Below are 20,236 nucleotides of genomic sequence, written 5' to 3' on the forward strand. Positions count from 1 at the left end.
GACTATAGGGGGAGGCTTAGAGCAAATGAAATTACTAAAAGGAATGAGTTGTTACTCAAAGGAATAACGCGCTGAAAAAGCAAAGTCCAAAAAGTGCTTAACGCGCTATTTTTCTGGGATTTAAGAGCATTTGAAATTGTGTAATCAACATCACAGTTTCATACTAGGCACGTCTAATTTTTTGCTCTGTTGTAAGGAATATCTATGTTCTGGGCACTGCGCCGCTGCATGACAGCCCTGGCGCTCGGCGTTTGTATCTCCCTCCCGGCACACGCAGCCACCGCTTCACTGGGAACCATCGCCAACACTCAAGCGCGTTATATCGCCACCTATTTCCCAGGACGCATTACCGGGACACCGGCTGAAATGCTCTCCGCTGACTATATTCGCCAGCAGTTTTCGCAGATGGGCTATCAAAGCGATATCCGCACTTTTAGTAGCCGTTATATCTACACCACCAAAGATAACCGTCAAAACTGGCATAATGTGCAGGGCAGCACCGTGATTGCGGCGCATGAAGGCAAGTCCAACCAGCAGATTATTATCATGGCGCATCTTGATACCTACGCGCCCCATAGCGATAGCGACGTGGAGAAAAACCTCGGCGGCCTGACGCTTCAGGGCATCGATGATAACGCGATGGGGCTTGGCGTCATGCTGGAGCTGGCGGAGCGCTTTAAAAATATCCCGACCCAGTACGGTATTCGTTTTATCGCCACCAGCGGTGAAGAAGAAGGCAAGCTTGGCGCGGAGAATCTGCTTAAACGCATGAGCAGCGCCGAGCAGAAAAACACGCTGCTGGTGATTAACCTTGATAACCTGGTCGTCGGCGACAAACTCTATTTCAACAGCGGCGTTAAAACGCCAGCCTCGGTGCGTAAGCTCACACGCGACCGCGCGCTGACCCTCGCCCACAGCCGGGGGATTGCCGCGGCGACTAACCCTGGGCTTAATCCTCAATATCCGCAGGGGACGGGCTGCTGCAACGATGCGGAAGTTTTTGATAAAGCCGGGATCCCCGTGCTTTCGGTGGAAGCCACAAACTGGTCACTGGGCAAAAAAGACGGCTTCCAGCAGCGCGCTAAAACGGCAAGCTTCCCGGACGGCACCAGTTGGCATAATGCCCATCTCGACAGCCTGCAATATCTCGATAAAGCCCTGCCCGGGCGAATTGAACGCCGTGGTCATGACGTGGTACGCGTAATGATGCCGCTGGTGCAGGAGTTAGCGAAAGCGGAGAAGAAAACGTCATCAAAATAGGCGGGGATAATGTGGGTTCTGAAGCCGTGATGCAAGGGCGCGGGTTGTCGGGCTTTATGTTATTTCCCAATATAAACATGTATATACTCTATGGATTTCGAGTTGCAGGAAGGCGACAAGCGAGTGAATCCCGAATCACTTACTGTAGTAAGTGATTCGGGTGAGCGAACGCAGCCAACGCACCTGCAACTTGAAAGACGACGAGTATAAATGAAATATGGTCTTGTCGTTTTCTACGTTAACTAATCGAGATAGCCGCCTTTCTTCATATCTCTATCTTCACAGTACTCCCGGCGACACAAACCTATCACCAGAATAACGATATCAAGAATACCTGCGGTGATGGATAACTTAACAAATGCCAGCGCACTCAGCGGCGTGAACCACAGTTGACAAAGCGCAACCACGGCCCAAAAAACCAGTATTCCCAGACACAGCGTTACGGTTAGTTTCATACTTCTTTTTCAAGAATGACGAGATAGGCTTCACGTGCAAAAAACAGCAGCATGCGGCGGATATCTTTCTCCATTGTGACCACCCGCCATCCTTCGCGCGCATTTTTATTGAGGAACTCAGAAAACCTGACAGGATTCACTTTAGAGGCACCAAAGAACAAACTCCCTAGCATACCTTCCTGGTAAATGATTGCTTTATATTCCTTCACATATACTCCTTGCATATTGGACATATCAATCATATTCAGAACACTGAATTATGACTGTAAAACCATTTTAAAATACTCTGTAACGAGCCTGAGTAATTATGCAGAGTTCAAGTGTGACAACAAATTGTTTCTTAAGGGTAAGTCCTGATTCGGAATTTATAAACTTAAATACCATAAGACAACTGAATGAATATTTAAATTGCTAATGGCATAGGTTATTAATTCATACGGATAAATGGAGAGGAGAGATTTGTGAATAAACTGACATTTTCAGAACTGTTTATTGCGATAAACAGACAGGAGGGATCCGATAAACGTGGGCCAGCAATCGTGCAATGCTGGCCCACCTAAAAAAATATTACCCTTCGTGCAGCCCACACTCACGCTTCAACCCAAAGAAGCGCGTCTCTTCTTCCGCCATACCCGGCTCCCATTTACGGGTAGTATGGGTATCGCCTACCGACAGATAGCCCTGGTCCCACAGCGGATGATATTTCAGCCCGTGCTTTTGCAGGTATTGATAGACTGTGCGGTTATCCCAATCGATAATCGGCAGTACTTTAAATACGCCACGCTGAATCGCCAGCACCGGTAAGGTGGCGCGGCTGCCCGACTGCTCACGGCGAAGTCCGGCAAACCACGTCTGTGCGTTTAACGCTGTCAGCGCCCGGTTCATTGGTTCGACTTTGTTGATGTCGTTATATTTCTCAATGCCTTCAACGCCCTGTTCCCAAAGCTTGCCGTAGCGCGCTTCCTGCCAAGCAGCACTCTCTTTCGCCCGAAAGACCTGAAGGTTGAGGTTGAGTTTGTCCGTTAACTCGTCAATAAACTGATAGGTTTCCGGGAACAAATAGCCGGTATCGGTGAGGATCACCGGGATATCCGGGCGAATCTGATTCACCAGATGCAGGCTTACTGCCGCCTGAATACCAAAGCTTGAGGAAAGGACATATTCGCCGGGCAGGTTTTCCAGCGCCCAGGCAACACGTTCTTCTGCGCTCAGTTTTTCCAGCTGGGCGTTGGTTTCCGCCAGAGCCAGTACGCGTTCGACTTTCGGTAGTTCGTTCAGCGCGTTGAGATCGAGTTTGGACATAAGTTCCTCGCTGTTTGCCTTGCCTGATGGCGCTGCGCTTATCAGGCCTACGCCGTTGGTAGGCCGGATAAAGCATTTATGCCGCCATCCGGCAATTCAGGTTATTCCCAGAAATCACGCGCTGGATCGAGCACCGGGCGAATGATGCCCGCACGCACCGTAAAGTCGCCGAAGCCTTCACCCGCTTCACGCTCTTTCGCCCAGCGCCCAACCAGCTCATCGACCGAATCGAGAATTTCCGACTCGGTGATATTTTCACGATACATCCGGGGGATCCGCGACCCGCTGCGGTTACCGCCAAGATGCACGTTGTAGCGACCCGGCGCCTTACCCACCAGCCCAAGCTCTGCTAGCATCGCACGGCCACAGCCGTTCGGGCAGCCGGTTACGCGCATCACGATATGTTCATCAGGAATACCGTGTTTTTCTAAAATCGCTTCAACTTTATCGGTGAACGACGGTAAGAAGCGCTCGGCCTCAGCCATCGCCAAAGGACATGTCGGGAATGACACGCAGGCCATCGAATTTTCACGCTGCGGCTTCACCGCATTCATCAATCCGTGGTCGTGCGCCAGTTTCTCGATAGCCGCTTTCTGGCTTTCCGGTACGCCGGCAATAATCAGGTTCTGGTTCGCGGTGATGCGGAAATTGCCTTTATGGATCTTCGCGATCTCCAGCAGGCCGGTTTTCAGCGGACGCCCTGGATAATCAAGAATACGACCATTTTCGATAAACAGCGTCAGGTGCCAGTTATTGTCGATCCCTTTCACCCAGCCAATTCTGTCGCCACGGCTGGTGAATTCGTAAGGACGAATCGGCGCGAACTTGATCCCCGCACGGCGTTCAACTTCTTCTTTGAACGTCTCGACGCCGACGCGCTCAAGAGTGTATTTGGTTTTGGCATTTTTACGATCGGTACGGTTGCCCCAGTCACGCTGGGTGGTCACCACCGCTTCGGCCACCGCTAAGGTATGCTCCAGCGGCAGGAAGCCAAACTCGCTCGCCGTACGGGCGTAGGTTTTCTTATTACCGTGTTCGATAGACAGGCCGCCCCCGACCAGCAGGTTAAAGCCCACCAGCTTGCCGTTTTCGGCAATCGCCACGAAGTTCATATCGTTGGCGTGCAGATCGATATCGTTCTGCGGCGGGATCACCACCGTGGTTTTGAACTTACGCGGCAGATAGGTCGCCCCGAGGATCGGTTCTTCATCGGTGGTCGCGACCTTCTCCTGATCGAGCCAGATCTCCGCATAGGCGCGGGTACGCGGCAGCAAATGCTCTGAAATCTTCTTCGCCCACTCGTAGGCCTCAGCGTGTAGCTGCGACTCGTAAGGGTTAGAGGTGCACAGCACGTTACGGTTCATGTCGTTGGCGGTTGCCAGCGCATCAAGCCCCACGGAGTGCAGCATCTGGTGAACCGGCTTCACGTTCTTCTTCAGAATGCCGTGGAACTGGAAGGTCTGACGGTTAGTCAGACGGATGCTGCCGTAAATCGTGTTATCCGCAGCAAATTTATCGATAGCCTTCCACTGGGTGGTGGTAATCACCCCGCCGGGCAGACGGCAGCGCAGCAGCATCGCATGGCGCGGCTCAAGCTTCTGCTCGGCGCGTTCTGCACGAATGTCGCGGTCATCTTGCTGGTACATTCCGTGGAAGCGGATCAGCAGGAAGTTGTCGCCGTGGAAGCCGCCGGTCAGGCCATCATTGAGATCTTCTGCGATAGTCCCGCGCAGGAAGTTGCTCTCACGCTTCATGCGCTCGGCGTCAGTCAGTTTGCCTTCGACCACTAAAGGCCCTGGGTATTTTTCGCTCATTAGTAGACATCTCGCTGATAACGGCGCTCAACGCGCAGCTCACTTAAAAATTCATCCGCTGATTCAATGTCCATTGCACCGAATTCAGCAATCACTTCCAGCAGTGCCTGCTCGACATCTTTCGCCATGCGATTGGCATCGCCGCAGACATAAATATGGGCCCCGTCATTAATCCAGCGCCACAGTTCAGCACCCTGTTCGCGCAGTTTGTCTTGTACGTAGACTTTTTCTTTTTGATCGCGAGACCAGGCCAGATCGATGCGGCTTAATACGCCGTCTTTCACGTACCGTTGCCACTCCACCTGATAGAGGAAATCTTCGGTGAAGTGCGGATTACCAAAGAACAGCCAGTTTTTGCCTTCTGCGCCATCGGCGGCGCGCTGTTGCATAAAGGCGCGGAACGGCGCGATGCCAGTGCCCGGGCCAATCATAATCACCGGCGTTTGTGGGTTAGCTGGCAGACGGAAGTTATCATTGTGCTCAATAAATACGCGCACTTCACCGTCTTCTTCCACCCGTTCCGCGAGGAAGCTGGAAGCACCGCCCGCCCGGGTACGTCCTTCGATATCATAACGAACGACGCCGACGGTCACGTGCACTTCACTCTCGACTTCAGCCTGAGAAGAGGCAATGGAGTACAGGCGCGGCGTCAGTGGGCGCAGTAAACCGATTAACGCTTCTGCATCCAGCTGTGCCGGGGAGAAACGCACCATATCAACGATTGGCGTAGTCGCGGCGTACTGTTGCAGCTGCGCTTTGTCCCCCACCAGCGGCAACAACGACTCGCTGCGGGTCAGGGTCGCGTAGTTTTCCACGATGTTCGCGGTGTTGACCGTCAGCTCGAAGTGCCACTGTAGCGCTTCGGCGAGCGGCAAGGTTTTGCCTTCAACCGTCACGGGCTCGTCGCCCTTCAGCCACAGCAGTTCAACCAGTTCTTTTACCAGTTCGGGATCGTTCTGATACCAGACGCCGAGCGCATCGCCCGGCTGATAGCGCAGGCCAGAGTCACCAAGATCGATTTCAATGTGGCGAACATCTTTTTCCGAGTCACGTCCGGTAATTTTCTGATTAACCGCAAGTGATGCCACAAGCGGCGCTTCTTTGGTGTACGGGCTGGTGTGTACTTCGTTTACCGCGCCGCTTGCCACTGCCTGCACGGACTGGGCTGCTGGAGCGCGCGCTTTCAGGACGTCGACCAGGCGGGCACGCCATTCTGCCGCCGCGGCCTGATATTCCACATCGGCATCCACGCGGTCGAGAAGGCGTTCACCGCCTAACTCAGCCAGCTTGCTGTCGAAGTCTTTACCGGCCTGGCAGAAGAACTCATAGGAGGTGTCGCCAAGACCCAATACTGCAAAAGCGGTGTCGGTAAGCTTCGGCGCTTTTTTCGAGAACAGGAACTTATGCAGTGCAACCGCTTCTTCCGGCGCCTCCCCTTCCCCCTGCGTAGAAGCCACGATGACCAGCAGTTTTTCTGACGCGATTTGTTTGAATTTATAATCCCCAGCATTGACCAGGTTCACGTTCAGTTTTGCGGCCAGCAGGTCATCGCGCAGCGCTTCAGCTACGCGACGGGCATTCCCGGTTTGCGATGCGGAAATAAGCGTAATGGCCGGAACTTCTGCCGCAACGGGCGCCGGCGTTAAGGCCGTAGCACCAGGCTGCTGATTGAGCACGCCCCAAAAATAGCCAGAAACCCAGGCAAGCTGGGTGGGGGTTAAATCCGTAGTTGCCGCCTGCAGGCGAGCGAGCTGTTCCGTATTGAGCGGAAGCAAAGCTTGAGGGGGAGACTGTGTTGTCATGCGTTATTATGTTCCAGTAGCAAAGCTGTTTTCTAATCAGGAAAAACAGAACTGAATGTAAGGTTAACGATGTGGATAATAACAATTAAAGAAGGGTTGGAAATATCAAATAACCAAATGGACTAACCTCTTTTCCTGGTAGTTAATAGCAATAAAACAGATTAAATAAACCATTGATATATATGCAAAATAATTATCAGTGCGAGTATTTTTTATACTCATTGCCTATTTGATCGTTTTAGTTAATGCAGAAAAATGTGCTTTCCGTTACTATGCGGCGTTTTTTTCCGCAAGACTGAGAGTTCATGATGTCCACCACACTGTTTAAAGATTTCACCTTCGAAGCCGCCCATCACCTGCCGCACGTACCGGAAGGACACAAATGCGGGCGTCTGCACGGTCACTCGTTCATGGTGCGTCTTGAGATTACCGGTGATGTTGATCCCCATACCGGCTGGATTATGGATTTCGCCGAACTAAAGGCCGCGTTTAAGCCAACTTACGATCGTCTGGACCATTACTATCTGAACGATATTCCGGGCTTAGAAAATCCAACCAGCGAAGTATTGTCACGCTGGATCTGGGAACAGGTTAAGCCGGTTGTTCCGCTGCTGAGCGCGGTGATGGTGAAAGAAACCTGCACCGCAGGCTGCGTTTATCGCGGCGAGTAATTTTGTCCCGCACGCGGGGAGGCCAATCACGGACTCCCCCGCCCTTTCTTAATCTCACTATCATATTCATTTCCCTGATTTTTCATTATGCGGTACACCGCGCGGAAAAAGCGTGGAGTTGTGCCAGACTCATTGGGTTGGTCAATACATAATGAGGAAATAGGGATGAAGAAAACGCTTTTCGCGGCGATGCTGCCCGCATTGTTATTACTCTCAAGTGCCGCCCAGGCGCAAACTCCACTGGAAGGATATCAGCTTCAGCAGGTGCTGATGATGAGTCGCCATAACCTCCGCGCTCCGCTTGCCACCAACGGTAGCGTGCTGCAACAATCAACACCTAATAGCTGGCCTGAATGGGATGTCCCGGGCGGCCAGTTGACTACCAAAGGCGGCGTGCTGGAAGTGTACATGGGCCACTATATGCGCGAATGGCTGGCACAGCAGGGGATGGTCAAAAGCGGCGAATGTCCGGCACCGGAAACGGTTTATACCTATGCCAATAGCCTGCAACGCACCGTCGCCACCGCCCAATTCTTTATCACCGGCGCATTCCCGGGCTGCGATATCGTGGTTCACCATCAGGATAAAATGGGGACGATGGATCCCACCTTTAATCCGGTGATCACCGATGAGTCCCCCGAGTTTCGCGATAAAGCCATCCAGGCGATGGAAAAAGAGCGGCAAGGTAAACAGCTTGATGAAAGCTATAAGCTGCTCTCACAGATTGTCAGCTATCAGGACTCCCCGGCCTGTAAAGAGAAGCAGCAATGTTCCCTGAGCGATGCCAAAGACGACTTTAGCGCCAGCTATCAGAAAGAGCCCGGCGTTAAAGGGCCGCTGGCTATTGGTAATTCACTGGTCGACGCATTTACGCTGCAATATTACGAAGGCTTCCCGCTCGATCAGGTGGCATGGGGAGAAATTAAAACCGATCAGCAGTGGCGCGTGCTGTCTCAGCTGAAAAACGGCTATCAGGATAGTCTTTTCACTTCATCAGAAGTGGCGCGTAACGTGGCAAAACCTTTGGTGAAATACATCGATAATGCGCTGGTCACCGAGGCGACAAAAACGCCGAAAATTACCGTTCTGGTTGGGCATGATTCGAATATTGCCTCGCTCCTGAAAGCGCTCGATTTTGATGCCTATACGCTGCCGGGGCAGTATGAACGCACGCCAATCGGCGGAAAAATCGTGTTCCAGCGCTGGCATGATGTGAAAGGTAATCGGGATTTGATGAAGATTGAGTATGTTTATCAAAGCGCCGACCAGCTGCGCAACGCTGAAACATTAACGCTGAAAACGCCGCCGCAGCGCGTGACGCTTGCGCTTAAAGGTTGTCCGGTGGATGCCGATGGCTTCTGCCCGATGGAGACGTTTTCGAAGGTGATGAACGAGGCGGCTGAATAGACCGCCATTGCCGGATGGCGGCTTCGCCTTATCCGGCCTACATCAATAAATTGCCCGGCCGAGCGAAGCGACGCCGGGATTAGGCGATATTCAGATACTTATGCGTCTGCATCGACAGACGCCAGTTGCGCGCGATACAGGTTTCAATACACAGACGCGTGGCGTCCTCTTTCTGACTTATCGGCTGTAGCGCAATAATACGCGGCTTATCGTCTGAGAGCGTCTCCAGCAGTTCGTCGAGCGCTTCAATATCACGTACACGACCAACCGGATGCTTAATTTCATCAGCACGAATCAGCGCCTGTGACAGCACATCGTAGCCGCCGCGCATGTTCACCTTCGGCGACACGGTGACCCAGGTGTTGTGGCTGCAACGTACTTCATGAGTGCCGCTGGTTTCAATCTGACAGCTGTAGCCGTTTTGTTCCAGCAGCGTCGTCAATGGGGTTAAATCATGGATGCAGGGCTCACCGCCGGTAATCACCACATGGCGCGCGGTCCATCCCTGACGACCTATAATCGCCAGCAGATCGTCACTGCTCGCCGCGCCCCATTTGTCGCTTTCTTTGGTTTTTGCCAGGATACTGAACAGCGAAATTTCCCGATCGCTAAGCTTCTCCCAGGTATGTTTGGTATCACACCAGGCGCAGCCCACCGGGCATCCCTGTAAACGAATAAAAATTGCGGGAACGCCGGTAAAGTAGCCTTCACCTTGTAAGGTCTGGAACATTTCGTTAATCGGGTACTGCATCATTAACTCTTCAGTAGTGGTAAACCGTTATTATTGCATATTTCGCGCCAACGATCCCTCGCACTTCTTGCTCAGTGGTAAAGGGCTGTTAAAGGCGTCATTCAGCACGTTGGTGAAAGATTGATTTAAGACCGGGGACTTACTGGCGTTAACAAACACGGGGTGGGATTTTGTTACGGCTAAAAAAAATGCCAGCCCGCAGGCTGGCATTTTCAAATCAGAGCAAGAACAGGCTTATGCCTGACCTTTGATCTCTTTACGACCGTTGTACGGAGCCTGTGCACCCAGCGCTTCTTCGATACGAATCAGCTGGTTGTATTTAGCAACGCGGTCAGAACGGCTCATAGAACCCGTTTTGATCTGGCCTGCAGCAGTACCTACCGCCAGGTCAGCGATGGTTGCGTCTTCAGTTTCGCCAGAACGGTGAGAGATGACAGCGGTGTAGCCAGCGTCTTTCGCCATTTTGATCGCAGCCAGAGTTTCGGTCAGAGAACCGATCTGGTTGAATTTGATCAGGATGGAGTTAACGATGCCTTTTTCGATGCCTTCTTTCAGGATCTTGGTGTTGGTTACGAACAGATCGTCACCAACCAGCTGGATTTTGTCGCCCAGTACTTTGGTCTGGTATGCGAAACCATCCCAGTCAGACTCGTCCAGGCCATCTTCGATGGAGACGATTGGGTACTGTTTGGTCAGTTCTTCCAGGAAGTGAGTGAATTCTTCAGAGGTGAACGCTTTGTTGCCTTCGCCAGCCAGAACGTATTTACCGTCTTTGTAGAATTCAGATGCTGCACAGTCCATCGCCAGGGTGATGTCTTTGCCCAGCTCGTAGCCAGCAGCTTTAACAGCTTCAGCGATAACAGCCAGAGCTTCTGCGTTAGAACCCAGGTTTGGCGCGTAGCCACCTTCGTCACCAACTGCAGTGTTCATACCTTTAGCTTTCAGAACTTTAGCCAGGTTGTGGAACACTTCAGAACCCATACGTACGGCTTCTTTCAGGGATTTAGCGCCAACTGGCTGAATCATAAATTCCTGGATGTCGACGTTGTTGTCAGCGTGCTCACCACCGTTGATGATGTTCATCATCGGAACCGGCATAGAGTATTTGCCTGGAGTGCCGTTCAGTTCAGCGATGTGTGCGTACAGTGGCAGGCCTTTAGAAGCCGCTGCTGCTTTGGCGTTAGCCAGGGACACAGCCAGAATGGCGTTAGCACCGAAGTTGGATTTATTTTCAGTACCGTCCAGATCGATCATGATCTTGTCGATGCCAGCCTGATCTTTAGCATCTTTACCCAGCAGAGCCTGAGCGATTGGGCCGTTAACAGCGCCAACAGCTTTCAGTACGCCTTTACCCATGAAACGGGATTTGTCACCATCGCGCAGTTCCAGAGCTTCACGGGAACCAGTAGAAGCACCTGATGGAGCAGCAGCCATACCAACGAAACCACCTTCCAGGTGAACTTCAGCTTCAACAGTCGGGTTACCACGGGAGTCGATGATTTCACGACCGATGATTTTAACGATTTTGGACATTAGGTTTTCCTCAGTACAAGTTAAACTAAAACTCCAGACAAACAACGCCCCTCGTGGGGCGCTGCCGTTCTAACTTTTCTTACTTCGCTTGACGCTTCTGGTACTCGCTTGCGGCTTTCACAAAGCCTGCAAACAGCGGGTGCCCATCACGCGGTGTGGAAGTAAACTCCGGGTGGAACTGACAAGCAACGAACCATGGGTGATTCGGAACTTCGATGATCTCGACCAACTGATCATCACCGGAACGGCCCGCAACGCGCAGACCTGCAGCTTCAATCTGTTTCAACAACATGTTGTTGACTTCATAGCGGTGACGGTGACGTTCAACAATGGTTGGTTCGCCGTACAGCTGGCGAACCAGGCTGTCATCGCCCAGCTGACACTGCTGTGCGCCTAAACGCATCGTGCCACCCAGGTCGCTTGAATCGCTACGAACTTCGACATTGCCATCTTCATCACGCCATTCGGTAATGAGCGCCACAACCGGGTACTTACAGTCTGGCACAAATTCCGTAGAGTTGGCGTTGTCCATCCCCGCAACGTTGCGCGCAAACTCAATCAGCGCAACCTGCATACCCAGGCAGATACCCAGATAAGGAATTTTGTTTTCACGCGCATAGCGCGCTGTCGCGATTTTACCTTCTACACCACGGTAGCCGAAGCCGCCAGGGATCAGGATAGCATCCAAATCTTTCAGAATTTCGACGCCACGCGTTTCGACATCCTGCGAGTCGATAAGTTTGATATTTACGCTAACACGGTTTTTCAGGCCGCCGTGCTTAAGCGCTTCAATCACCGATTTGTAAGCATCTGGCAGTTCAATGTACTTGCCGACCATACCAATGGTGACTTCACCACCCGGATTCGCTTCTTCGTAGATAACCTGTTCCCATTCGGACAGATTCGCTTCCGGGCAGTTCAAGCTGAATCGTTTACAAATATAATCATCCAGCCCCTGTGATTTCAACAGGCCCGGAATTTTATAAATGGAATCGACATCTTTCATTGAAATAACGGCTTTTTCTGGCACGTTACAGAACAATGCAATTTTTGCACGTTCGTTGGCCGGAATCGCACGATCGGAACGGCAGACCAGAATATCGGGCTGAATACCGATGGACAGCAGTTCTTTTACGGAGTGCTGAGTCGGTTTAGTTTTGACTTCGCCCGCCGCAGCCAGATAAGGCACCAGGGTCAGGTGCATGAACAGCGCGTGCTCACGACCAATGTCCACAGCCAGCTGACGAATCGCTTCCAGGAACGGTAAGGATTCGATATCACCAACTGTACCGCCGATTTCGACCAGTACCACGTCGTGGCCTTCGCCGCCGGCAAGAACACGCTCTTTAATCGCGTTAGTGATGTGCGGGATAACCTGAACGGTCGCGCCCAGATAGTCGCCACGGCGCTCTTTGCGCAGGACGTCTGAGTAAATACGACCAGTGGTGAAGTTATTACGGCGAGTCATTTTGGTACGAATGAAGCGCTCATAGTGACCCAGGTCCAGGTCGGTTTCAGCGCCGTCTTCTGTAACGAACACTTCCCCGTGTTGGATCGGGCTCATGGTACCTGGATCGACGTTAATGTACGGATCCAGTTTCATCATGGTCACGTTGAGGCCACGGGCTTCAAGAATGGCTGCCAGGGATGCTGCGGCAATGCCTTTACCCAGAGAGGATACGACCCCGCCGGTCACAAAAATATAGTTCGTTGTCATGCTGGACCTGAGAAGTTAGGGTGAAACGATGGAATAACCAAGACGGGAAAGTAGTATACCCGAACATGGCGAGCGCCACAAACTTTCATTCTCGCTCCTCAATCGCCGCAGAAACAAACATGGGGAGTGAGAAAATAGCCCCTTTTGGGTAAATGTTTTTGACGCAAATCAAGCGCTTGTCATTTAAGATTTCGCACTTTTCGCCCTTTCCCGCAAAAATTCTTTAGAGATCATGTTCCTGGCGTTTTACCTGCTGCCAAACTTCTTCCATGACATCCAGATCCACACCGGTCATTTCCAGGCCACGCGCGGTGACAATACGCTCAACTTCACGAAAACGGCGCTCAAATTTATCATTCGCCTTTTGCAGCGCAGTCTCGGCTTTGACCCCTAAATGACGCGATAAATTGACCGTGGCGAACAGCAGATCGCCAACCTCTTCTTCTAGTCTAGCTTCATCAATGACGGCCTGCTTTGCTTCATCCATCACTTCGTCAATTTCTTCGTACACTTTATCAAGCACCGGGCCTAGCGTTTTCCAGTCAAAGCCCACCGCCGAGCAGCGCTTCTGGATTTTGTGCGAGCGCATCAACGCCGGGAAAGCGCGAGGAATATCATCCAGCGCGGAGTGCTGAGCTTTCTCCGCTCGCTCTACGGTTTTGATCTGCTCCCAGCGTGTAAGTACTTCCTCACTATTGCTGGCGCTGGCCTCCCCAAAGATATGCGGGTGACGGCGCTCGAGCTTATCGCTGATAGATTGGCAGATATCATTGAAATCAAAGCGGCCTTCTTCCTGCGCCATTTGCGCGAAAAAGACAACCTGGAACAATAGGTCACCGAGTTCACCGCGCAGATCGTCGAAGTCTTCGCGCGCAATGGCGTCGAGCACTTCGTAAGTCTCTTCTAACGTATAGGGAGCAATGGTGCTGAAAGTCTGCTCTTTGTCCCACGGACAGCCGTTTTCCGGGTCGCGCAGACGCTGCATAATCCCGAGCAGTCGATCGATTTGGTTCATTTGGAAATCCTGAAGAAGTAGGCCGGATAAGGCGTCAGCCGCCCTCCGGCGTTATGAAATGGCCGGATGGCGGCTGACGCCTTATCCGGCCTACAAACGTATTAGCCGCCGTGCAGACGGCGGGCGTCAATGACGTCCGGCACCTGATTAAGCTTGCCGAGCACGCGCCCGAGGACCTGCAGGTTGTAGATTTCAATCGTCATGTCGATGGTCGCCATCTGCTGCTTGGTATCGCTACGGCTGGCTACGCCCAGCACGTTCACCTTTTCGTTAGCAAGAATGGTGGTGATATCGCGCAACAGGCCGCTGCGATCGTTGGCTTGTACGCGAACCACCAGCGAGTATCCCGCCGAATAGCTCTCGCCCCAAACCGCATCAACAATACGTTCAGGCGCGTGCGATTGCAGTTCTGCAAGCTGGTCGCAATCGGCACGGTGCACGGAAATCCCGCGCCCCTGAGTGATAAAACCGACAATCTCATCGCCCGGAATCGGCTGGCAGCAGCGCGCAATATGGTGCATCAGGTTGCCGACCCCTTCGACCACCACGCGACCATTGTCTTTGCTGCGATTGTTCTGCGGGGTATAGCTTTTCTGCTGCAGTTGTTTCAGCGCGGCGGCGTCCTGCTCGGCGGCGCTAGGCTTGTTAAACTGCGCTTGCAGGAAATTCACCATCTGGTTGAGGCGAATATCACCGCCGCCGATGGCCGCCAGCAACTCTTCCACGTCGTTAAAGTTGTAGCGAGGCAGCAGATGTTTTTCGGCTTCCTTGAGGCTGATTCCCAGGTGCTCAAGCTCGTCGTCGAGAATTTGACGCCCGGCAATAACGTTTTTGTCTTTATCCTGCTTGCGGAACCAGGCATGGATTTTCGACCGCCCACGGCTGGTAGTGACATAGCCAAGGTTCGGGTTCAACCAGTCACGGCTTGGGTTCGGCTGTTTCTGGGTGATAATTTCAATCTGGTCACCCATTTGCAGCTGGTAGGTGAACGGCACAATGCGACCGCTGATTTTGGCCCCGATACAGCGGTGCCCCACATCGCTGTGGATGTGGTAGGCAAAATCGAGCGGCGTAGAGCCAGCCGGCAGATCCACCACGTCACCTTTCGGCGTAAAGACATACACCCGGTCGTCAAAGACCTGGCTGCGCACCTCGTCCAGCATCTCGCCGGAGTCGGCCATCTCTTCCTGCCATGCAATCAGCTTGCGCAGCCAGGCGATACGGTCTTCGTAACCAGAGCGCATTCCACTCACCGCACCTTCTTTATACTTCCAGTGCGCGGCCACGCCCAGCTCGGCGTCTTCGTGCATCTGCTTGGTGCGGATCTGGATTTCAATCGTTTTGCCGTTTGGCCCAAGAACCACGGTATGAATAGATTGGTAGCCGTTCGGTTTCGGGTTGGCGACGTAGTCGTCAAACTCATCCGGCAGGTGGCGATAGTGAGTGTGTACTATCCCCAGTGCGGCGTAACAATCCTGGAGGCGTTCCGCCACGATGCGCACCGCGCGCACGTCAAACAGCTCGTCAAAGGCGAGATGTTTTTTCTGCATTTTGCGCCAGATGCTGTAGATGTGTTTCGGGCGACCATAAACCTCGGCTTTTACCCCTTCGGTTTTCATTTCGCTGCGCAGGTGGCCGACAAAATCGTTGATGTAGGATTCTCTGTCGATACGGCGTTCATGCAGCAGCTTGGCAATACGCTTATACTCTGCCGGATGCAGATAGCGGAAGCAGTAATCCTCCAGCTCCCATTTGAGCTGGCCGATACCTAAGCGGTTGGCAAGTGGGGCATAGATGTTGGTACATTCTTTCGCCGCCAGCACGCGTTCATCTTCCGGGGCGTCTTTGACTTCACGCAAGTGGGCGATACGTTCGGCAAGCTTAATGACCACGCAGCGGAAATCATCCACCATCGCCAGCAGCATCCGGCGCACGTTATCCACCTGCTCAGAAGAAACCGCATCGGTATGCGTGGCTTTGAGCTGCCGAATCGCCGCCATGTCGCGCACGCCGTGGATCAGAGTGACAACGGACTGCCCAGCGCTTTCGCTAAGCACCTCTTCACTCACCACGTTAGCGTCAACTAACGGGAACAACAGCGCCGCACGCAGCGTGTCGTTATCCATGCTCAGCGTTGACAGGATCTCAACCATTTCTACGCCGCGCCACAGCATCAGCTCGGCATCTGAGCGCCCCACAGTCTGGCGACGACAATAATCCCAGGTCTCGGCTAAGCGTTCACACGACTGCTGGCTGGAAATTCCCAGACTGGTGATCCATTTCTGAGGGTCAAATTCGCCAGCTTTATTTAGATGTGCACTTCTTACCGCAACCATTGTCCTCTCCTTCCCGGGACCGGCCTGTCGAAGTCGACAAGCCACTATAATTACCTACGCTCAAACAGCACCATAGATTCCTGATGCCCAGTGTGCGGGAACATATCAAGCATTGCCAGACGCTGAATTTGGTAACCTGCCCCCAGCAACGCCTCGCTATCGCGCGCAAGCGTCGCTGGGTTACAGGAAACATAAACCACCCGCGTTGGCGCTAATTTTATAACATGCTGCATCACGCCCGGTGCGCCCGCACGAGCAGGATCGAGTAAAACTTTGTCAAAACCGTGCTTCGCCCACGATTGCAGCGTGACGTCGTCTTCCAGATTCTCATGGAAAAAAGTCACGTTTTGCAGACCGTTGTGCGCTGCATTTTCGCGGCCTTTCGCGACCAGCGCCGGTACGCCTTCAACGCCCACCACGCTGGCAGCACGTTGAGCGAGCGGCAGCGTGAAGTTCCCCATGCCGCAGAATAGATCCAGAACTCGGTCGGTTGACTGTACATCCAGCCACGACAACGCCGTTGCAACCATCTGCTGATTCACACCGTCATTGACCTGGATGAAATCGCGCGGACTGAACGTTAAGCGTAGACCGTCTGAGGAATACCAGGGCGCTTCACCGGTAACGTGTTCCAGTATCTCGCTTTCAGGTGCCAGATAAAGCGCCACGCCGGAAGAATGCGAAAAGCGTTCCAGTTTTTCTTTATCTTCCTGCGTGAATGCCGCCGTGTGGCGCAGTACCATCAGCGGACCGTTGTCAGCGCTGACTAACTCCACATGGCCTAGCTGCCGCAGGCCTTTTAAACTGCTTAAACATTCACGCACGGCTGGCAGCAGCGCCTCAAGAGTGGGCACCAAAATGGGGCACTGCACCACATCAATGATTTCATTGGAATTGGCTTTACGAAAGCCCATCTGCAATTGTTGTGTCTTTGGCAGATAATTCAAGGCGAGCCGCGCACGACGGCGGTAACCCCACGATTCGCCGGCAATCACTTCGTCTGTTTCTCGTTTCATTAACCGCGTCAGCGCCGCACGCTTGCTGCGCTGTTGTAGTGCAACCGACGCATGTTGCTGCTGGCAGCCGCCGCAGACGCCAAAATGCGGGCAACGGGGCGTTTCCCGTTCCGAACTGCTGCTCAGGCGACGTTTAACCTGGCCGCGTGCATACTGTTTTTTATCTTCAGTGAGGGTAATTTCCGCCGTTTCTTCTGGCAGTAATCCATTGATAAATAGTGTTTTCCCATGATGTTTTGCGACACCTTGCCCAAAGGGATCAAGATCGCTGACCGTCACGGTTATGATCTGGCGCGTCGTCACGCGTCGTTTTGCAGAGTAGAATTGCGCCATCGTAGAGATTTTTCTCAAAAAAAATATATTGCCCTAATTCTCCCACAACGGACCTCCATGACCAACTACAGCCTTCGTGCAAGAATGATGATTTTAATCCTGGCGCCAACCGTTTTGATCGGTTTGTTGCTCAGCATTTTCTTCGTCGTACACCGCTATAACGACCTGCAGCGTCAACTGGAAGACGCCGGTGCCAGCATTATTGAGCCACTGGCCGTCTCCAGCGAATACGGTATGAATTTACAAAACCGTGAGTCGATCGGTCAGTTGATAAGCGTTCTGCATCGCCGCCACTCCGATATTGTCCGCGCCATCTCCGTGTATGATGAACACAACAGGCTGTTCGTCACCTCGAATTATCAGCTCGATCCCGGGGAATTACAGTTACCACGCGGTATGCCATTCCCGCGAAGGCTTAACGTGACGCGCCAGGGTGATATCATGATCCTGCGTACGCCTATTATTTCTGAACATTATTCACCCGATGAGTCTCCCCAGTCCGACGCTAAAACGCCGGTCAATATGCTGGGCTACGTTGCGCTGGAGCTGGATCTCAAATCGGTGCGTTTACAGCAGTACAAAGAAATTTTCATCTCAAGCGTAATGATGCTGTTTTGTATCGGTATCGCGCTGATTTTCGGCTGGCGGTTGATGCGCGACGTCACCGGGCCGATTCGCAATATGGTGAATACCGTTGACCGCATTCGTCGCGGTCAGCTCGACAGCCGCGTCGAAGGCTTTATGCTTGGCGAACTCGATATGCTGAAAAACGGCATCAACTCGATGGCCATGTCCCTTGCCGCCTATCATGAAGAGATGCAGCATAACGTCGATCAGGCCACGTCTGATTTGCGCGAGACGCTTGAGCAGATGGAGATCCAGAACGTTGAGCTGGATCTGGCTAAAAAACGCGCGCAGGAAGCCGCGCGTATTAAATCCGAATTCCTCGCCAATATGTCACACGAGCTGCGAACACCGCTAAACGGCGTTATTGGCTTTACCCGTCTGACGCTAAAAACCGAGCTCACACCCACTCAGCACGATCACCTGAGCACCATCGAACGCTCGGCCAACAACCTGCTGGCGATTATTAACGACGTGCTCGATTTCTCTAAACTTGAGGCCGGGAAGCTGCTGCTGGAAAGCATTCCGTTCCCGCTACGCAATTCGCTCGATGAAGTGGTGACATTACTGGCCCATTCCGCTCACGATAAAGGTCTGGAGCTCACTCTCAACATTAAAAATGACGTGCCGGATAACGTGATTGGCGACCCGCTGCGCTTACAGCAGGTCATCACTAATCTGGTCGGCAATGCCATCAAGTTTACCGAGAATGGCAACATTGATGTGCTGGTTGAACAACGCGCTATCAGCAACAATAAAGTGCAGATTGAAGTCCAGATTCGCGATACCGGGATAGGTATTCCCGAGCGCGATCAGTCACGCCTGTTCCAGGCTTTCCGCCAGGCCGATGCGAGTATCTCCCGCCGCCATGGCGGTACCGGGCTGGGGCTGGTTATCACGCAAAAACTGGTGCGTGAGATGGGCGGGGATATCTCCTTCCACAGCCAGCCGAATCGCGGCTCAACCTTCTGGTTTAATATCAATCTTGATTTGAACCTCAACGTGGTATCCGACAGCCTGGATACTCGCAGCCTGGCGGGCAAACGTATTGCGTATGTTGAAGCCAATGCGGCTGCGGCCCAGGCGACCCTGGATATGCTGGCCACAACGCCGCTTGAAGTGGTGTACGCCGTGAGCATTGCCGCCCTGCCGGTCGAGAAATACGATATTTTGCTGGTTGCCGTTCCGGTATCCGTACGCGATCTTAGCGTGCATCGCGATAAGCTTAGCGCCGCACTGGCCATGACAGACCTGCTGATACTAGCGCTACCTTGTCATGCGCACGTCGATGCGGAGTCGCTGAAGAAAAACGGCGCGGCGGCGTGTCTGCTTAAGCCGCTGACCACGACGCGGCTGCTGCCCGTCATGCTAGAGTTTAGCCGTACGCCATCCTCTCCTCTGCCGCTGCCAAATACCGAGCACCGTCTGCCGATGACGGTCATGGCCGTGGATGATAACCCCGCCAACCTGAAGTTGATTGGCGCATTGCTAGACGATCAGGTACAGCACGTTGAGCTGTGCGAAAGCGGACAGCAGGCCATTGAACGCGCGAAGCAGATGAAGTTCGATCTGATTTTGATGGACATCCAGATGCCGGACATCGACGGCTTGCGCGCCTGCGAGTTAATTCGTCAACTGCCGCACCAGCAACAAACGCCGGTCATCGCTGTGACGGCCCACGCCCTTGCCGGACAGCGTGAAAAGCTGCTCGCCGCGGGTATGAATGATTATCTGGCAAAGCCGATTGAAGAGTATCGACTGCATGATTTATTGCTGCGCTATAAGCCCGGCCTCAATCCACTGCCACGACCGCTACAGCCGGAAGCGGCAGAGCCCGCCATCGACCATAACGCGACGCTCGACTGGCAGCTAGCGCTGCGACAGGCCGCCTATAAGCCTGACCTGGCGCGTGAAATGCTGCAAATGCTGGTGACCTTCTTGCCTGAGATCCGCAACAAAGTGGAAGAACAGCTGGTGGGTGAAAATCCCGACAATCTGGTCGATGCTATCCATAAGCTGCACGGCAGCTGCGGCTACAGCGGCGTGCCACGACTGAAGCATCTGTGCCAGTTGATTGAAGGGCAACTGCGTAGCGGCACCCCAGCGGAAGAACTTGAGCCTGAGCTGCTGGAACTGCTGGATGAGATGGATAATGTGACCCGGGAAACCCGGAAGATTTTGGGGTAGGTGCTAATTTCAG

Annotated in this window: 15 protein-coding genes; 4 read left to right on the forward strand and 11 right to left on the reverse strand. The window is 53.0% G+C overall.

Annotated elements, in window-relative coordinates; translation table 11 throughout:
• Nucleotides 1–204 precede the first annotated feature (204 nt).
• Nucleotides 205–1,260, forward strand: coding sequence for an aminopeptidase (locus tag ACIPDS_RS06340; RefSeq protein WP_400733853.1), 1,056 nt, complete (start codon nucleotides 205–207; stop codon nucleotides 1,258–1,260).
• A 242-nt stretch (nucleotides 1,261–1,502) separates the two neighbouring features.
• Here the strand turns inward: ACIPDS_RS06340 and ACIPDS_RS06345 are convergent, their stop codons facing one another.
• From ACIPDS_RS06345 to cysJ, 5 genes are all read right to left on the reverse strand, one after another.
• The gene (locus ACIPDS_RS06345; protein WP_400733855.1) at nucleotides 1,503–1,715 is read right to left on the reverse strand and encodes a hypothetical protein; all 213 of its coding nucleotides are present in this window, start codon (nucleotides 1,713–1,715) and stop codon (nucleotides 1,503–1,505) included.
• A complete protein-coding gene (locus tag ACIPDS_RS06350; RefSeq protein ID WP_400733858.1) occupies nucleotides 1,712–1,924 on the reverse strand; it encodes a DUF4177 domain-containing protein in 213 nt (70 codons plus the stop codon). The genes ACIPDS_RS06345 and ACIPDS_RS06350 overlap by 4 nt, the downstream gene beginning before the upstream one ends.
• Before the next feature lie 358 nt (nucleotides 1,925–2,282).
• Nucleotides 2,283–3,017 carry a phosphoadenosine phosphosulfate reductase gene (gene cysH, locus ACIPDS_RS06355; RefSeq protein WP_400733861.1) on the reverse strand — a complete coding sequence of 245 codons (735 nt, stop codon included), beginning with the start codon at nucleotides 3,015–3,017 and terminating at the stop codon, nucleotides 2,283–2,285.
• Nucleotides 3,018–3,118: 101 nt separating this feature from the next.
• Nucleotides 3,119–4,831, reverse strand: coding sequence for an assimilatory sulfite reductase (NADPH) hemoprotein subunit (gene cysI, locus ACIPDS_RS06360; RefSeq protein ID WP_400733864.1), 1,713 nt, complete (start codon nucleotides 4,829–4,831; stop codon nucleotides 3,119–3,121).
• Nucleotides 4,831–6,633: an NADPH-dependent assimilatory sulfite reductase flavoprotein subunit gene (gene cysJ, locus ACIPDS_RS06365; RefSeq protein ID WP_400733867.1), complete on the reverse strand. Its 1,803-nt coding sequence runs from the start codon at nucleotides 6,631–6,633 to the stop codon at nucleotides 4,831–4,833. Before cysJ ends, cysI begins: the two co-directional genes overlap by 1 nt.
• A gap of 305 nt (nucleotides 6,634–6,938) precedes the next feature.
• Here cysJ and queD point away from each other — a divergent pair, with 305 nt between their 5' ends.
• Nucleotides 6,939–7,304 carry a 6-carboxytetrahydropterin synthase QueD gene (gene queD, locus ACIPDS_RS06370; RefSeq protein ID WP_400733870.1) on the forward strand — a complete coding sequence of 122 codons (366 nt, stop codon included), beginning with the start codon at nucleotides 6,939–6,941 and terminating at the stop codon, nucleotides 7,302–7,304.
• A 165-nt stretch (nucleotides 7,305–7,469) separates the two neighbouring features.
• Complete coding sequence (agp, locus tag ACIPDS_RS06375; protein ID WP_400733872.1) at nucleotides 7,470–8,711, forward strand: bifunctional glucose-1-phosphatase/inositol phosphatase; 1,242 nt, start codon at nucleotides 7,470–7,472, stop codon at nucleotides 8,709–8,711.
• 79 nt (nucleotides 8,712–8,790) lie between these two features.
• On the opposite strand, the gene queE is transcribed toward agp, so the two are convergent.
• The 6 genes from queE to rlmD form a co-directional block, all read right to left on the reverse strand.
• Nucleotides 8,791–9,462: a 7-carboxy-7-deazaguanine synthase QueE gene (queE, locus tag ACIPDS_RS06380; RefSeq protein WP_166515926.1), complete on the reverse strand. Its 672-nt coding sequence runs from the start codon at nucleotides 9,460–9,462 to the stop codon at nucleotides 8,791–8,793.
• Between the two features lie 234 nt (nucleotides 9,463–9,696).
• Nucleotides 9,697–10,995: a phosphopyruvate hydratase gene (gene eno / locus ACIPDS_RS06385; protein WP_166515769.1), complete on the reverse strand. Its 1,299-nt coding sequence runs from the start codon at nucleotides 10,993–10,995 to the stop codon at nucleotides 9,697–9,699.
• A gap of 79 nt (nucleotides 10,996–11,074) precedes the next feature.
• Nucleotides 11,075–12,712, reverse strand: a complete 1,638-nt coding sequence (gene pyrG, locus ACIPDS_RS06390; protein ID WP_166515768.1) for a glutamine hydrolyzing CTP synthase — start codon at nucleotides 12,710–12,712, stop codon at nucleotides 11,075–11,077.
• Nucleotides 12,713–12,935: 223 nt separating this feature from the next.
• Complete coding sequence (gene mazG, locus ACIPDS_RS06395) at nucleotides 12,936–13,727, reverse strand: nucleoside triphosphate pyrophosphohydrolase (protein WP_400733877.1); 792 nt, start codon at nucleotides 13,725–13,727, stop codon at nucleotides 12,936–12,938.
• Nucleotides 13,728–13,828: 101 nt separating this feature from the next.
• Nucleotides 13,829–16,063 carry a GTP diphosphokinase gene (gene relA / locus ACIPDS_RS06400; RefSeq protein ID WP_166515766.1) on the reverse strand — a complete coding sequence of 745 codons (2,235 nt, stop codon included), beginning with the start codon at nucleotides 16,061–16,063 and terminating at the stop codon, nucleotides 13,829–13,831.
• A gap of 50 nt (nucleotides 16,064–16,113) precedes the next feature.
• Nucleotides 16,114–17,412 carry a 23S rRNA (uracil(1939)-C(5))-methyltransferase RlmD gene (gene rlmD, locus ACIPDS_RS06405; protein WP_400733880.1) on the reverse strand — a complete coding sequence of 433 codons (1,299 nt, stop codon included), beginning with the start codon at nucleotides 17,410–17,412 and terminating at the stop codon, nucleotides 16,114–16,116.
• Between the two features lie 57 nt (nucleotides 17,413–17,469).
• Here rlmD and barA point away from each other — a divergent pair, with 57 nt between their 5' ends.
• Nucleotides 17,470–20,223, forward strand: a complete 2,754-nt coding sequence (gene barA, locus ACIPDS_RS06410; protein WP_400733883.1) for a two-component sensor histidine kinase BarA — start codon at nucleotides 17,470–17,472, stop codon at nucleotides 20,221–20,223.
• The last annotated feature ends 13 nt before the right edge of the window (nucleotides 20,224–20,236 follow it).

Origin of the sequence: Kluyvera sp. NPDC087067 (assembly GCF_044745165.1) — a bacterium.
GTDB lineage: Bacteria > Pseudomonadota > Gammaproteobacteria > Enterobacterales > Enterobacteriaceae > Kluyvera.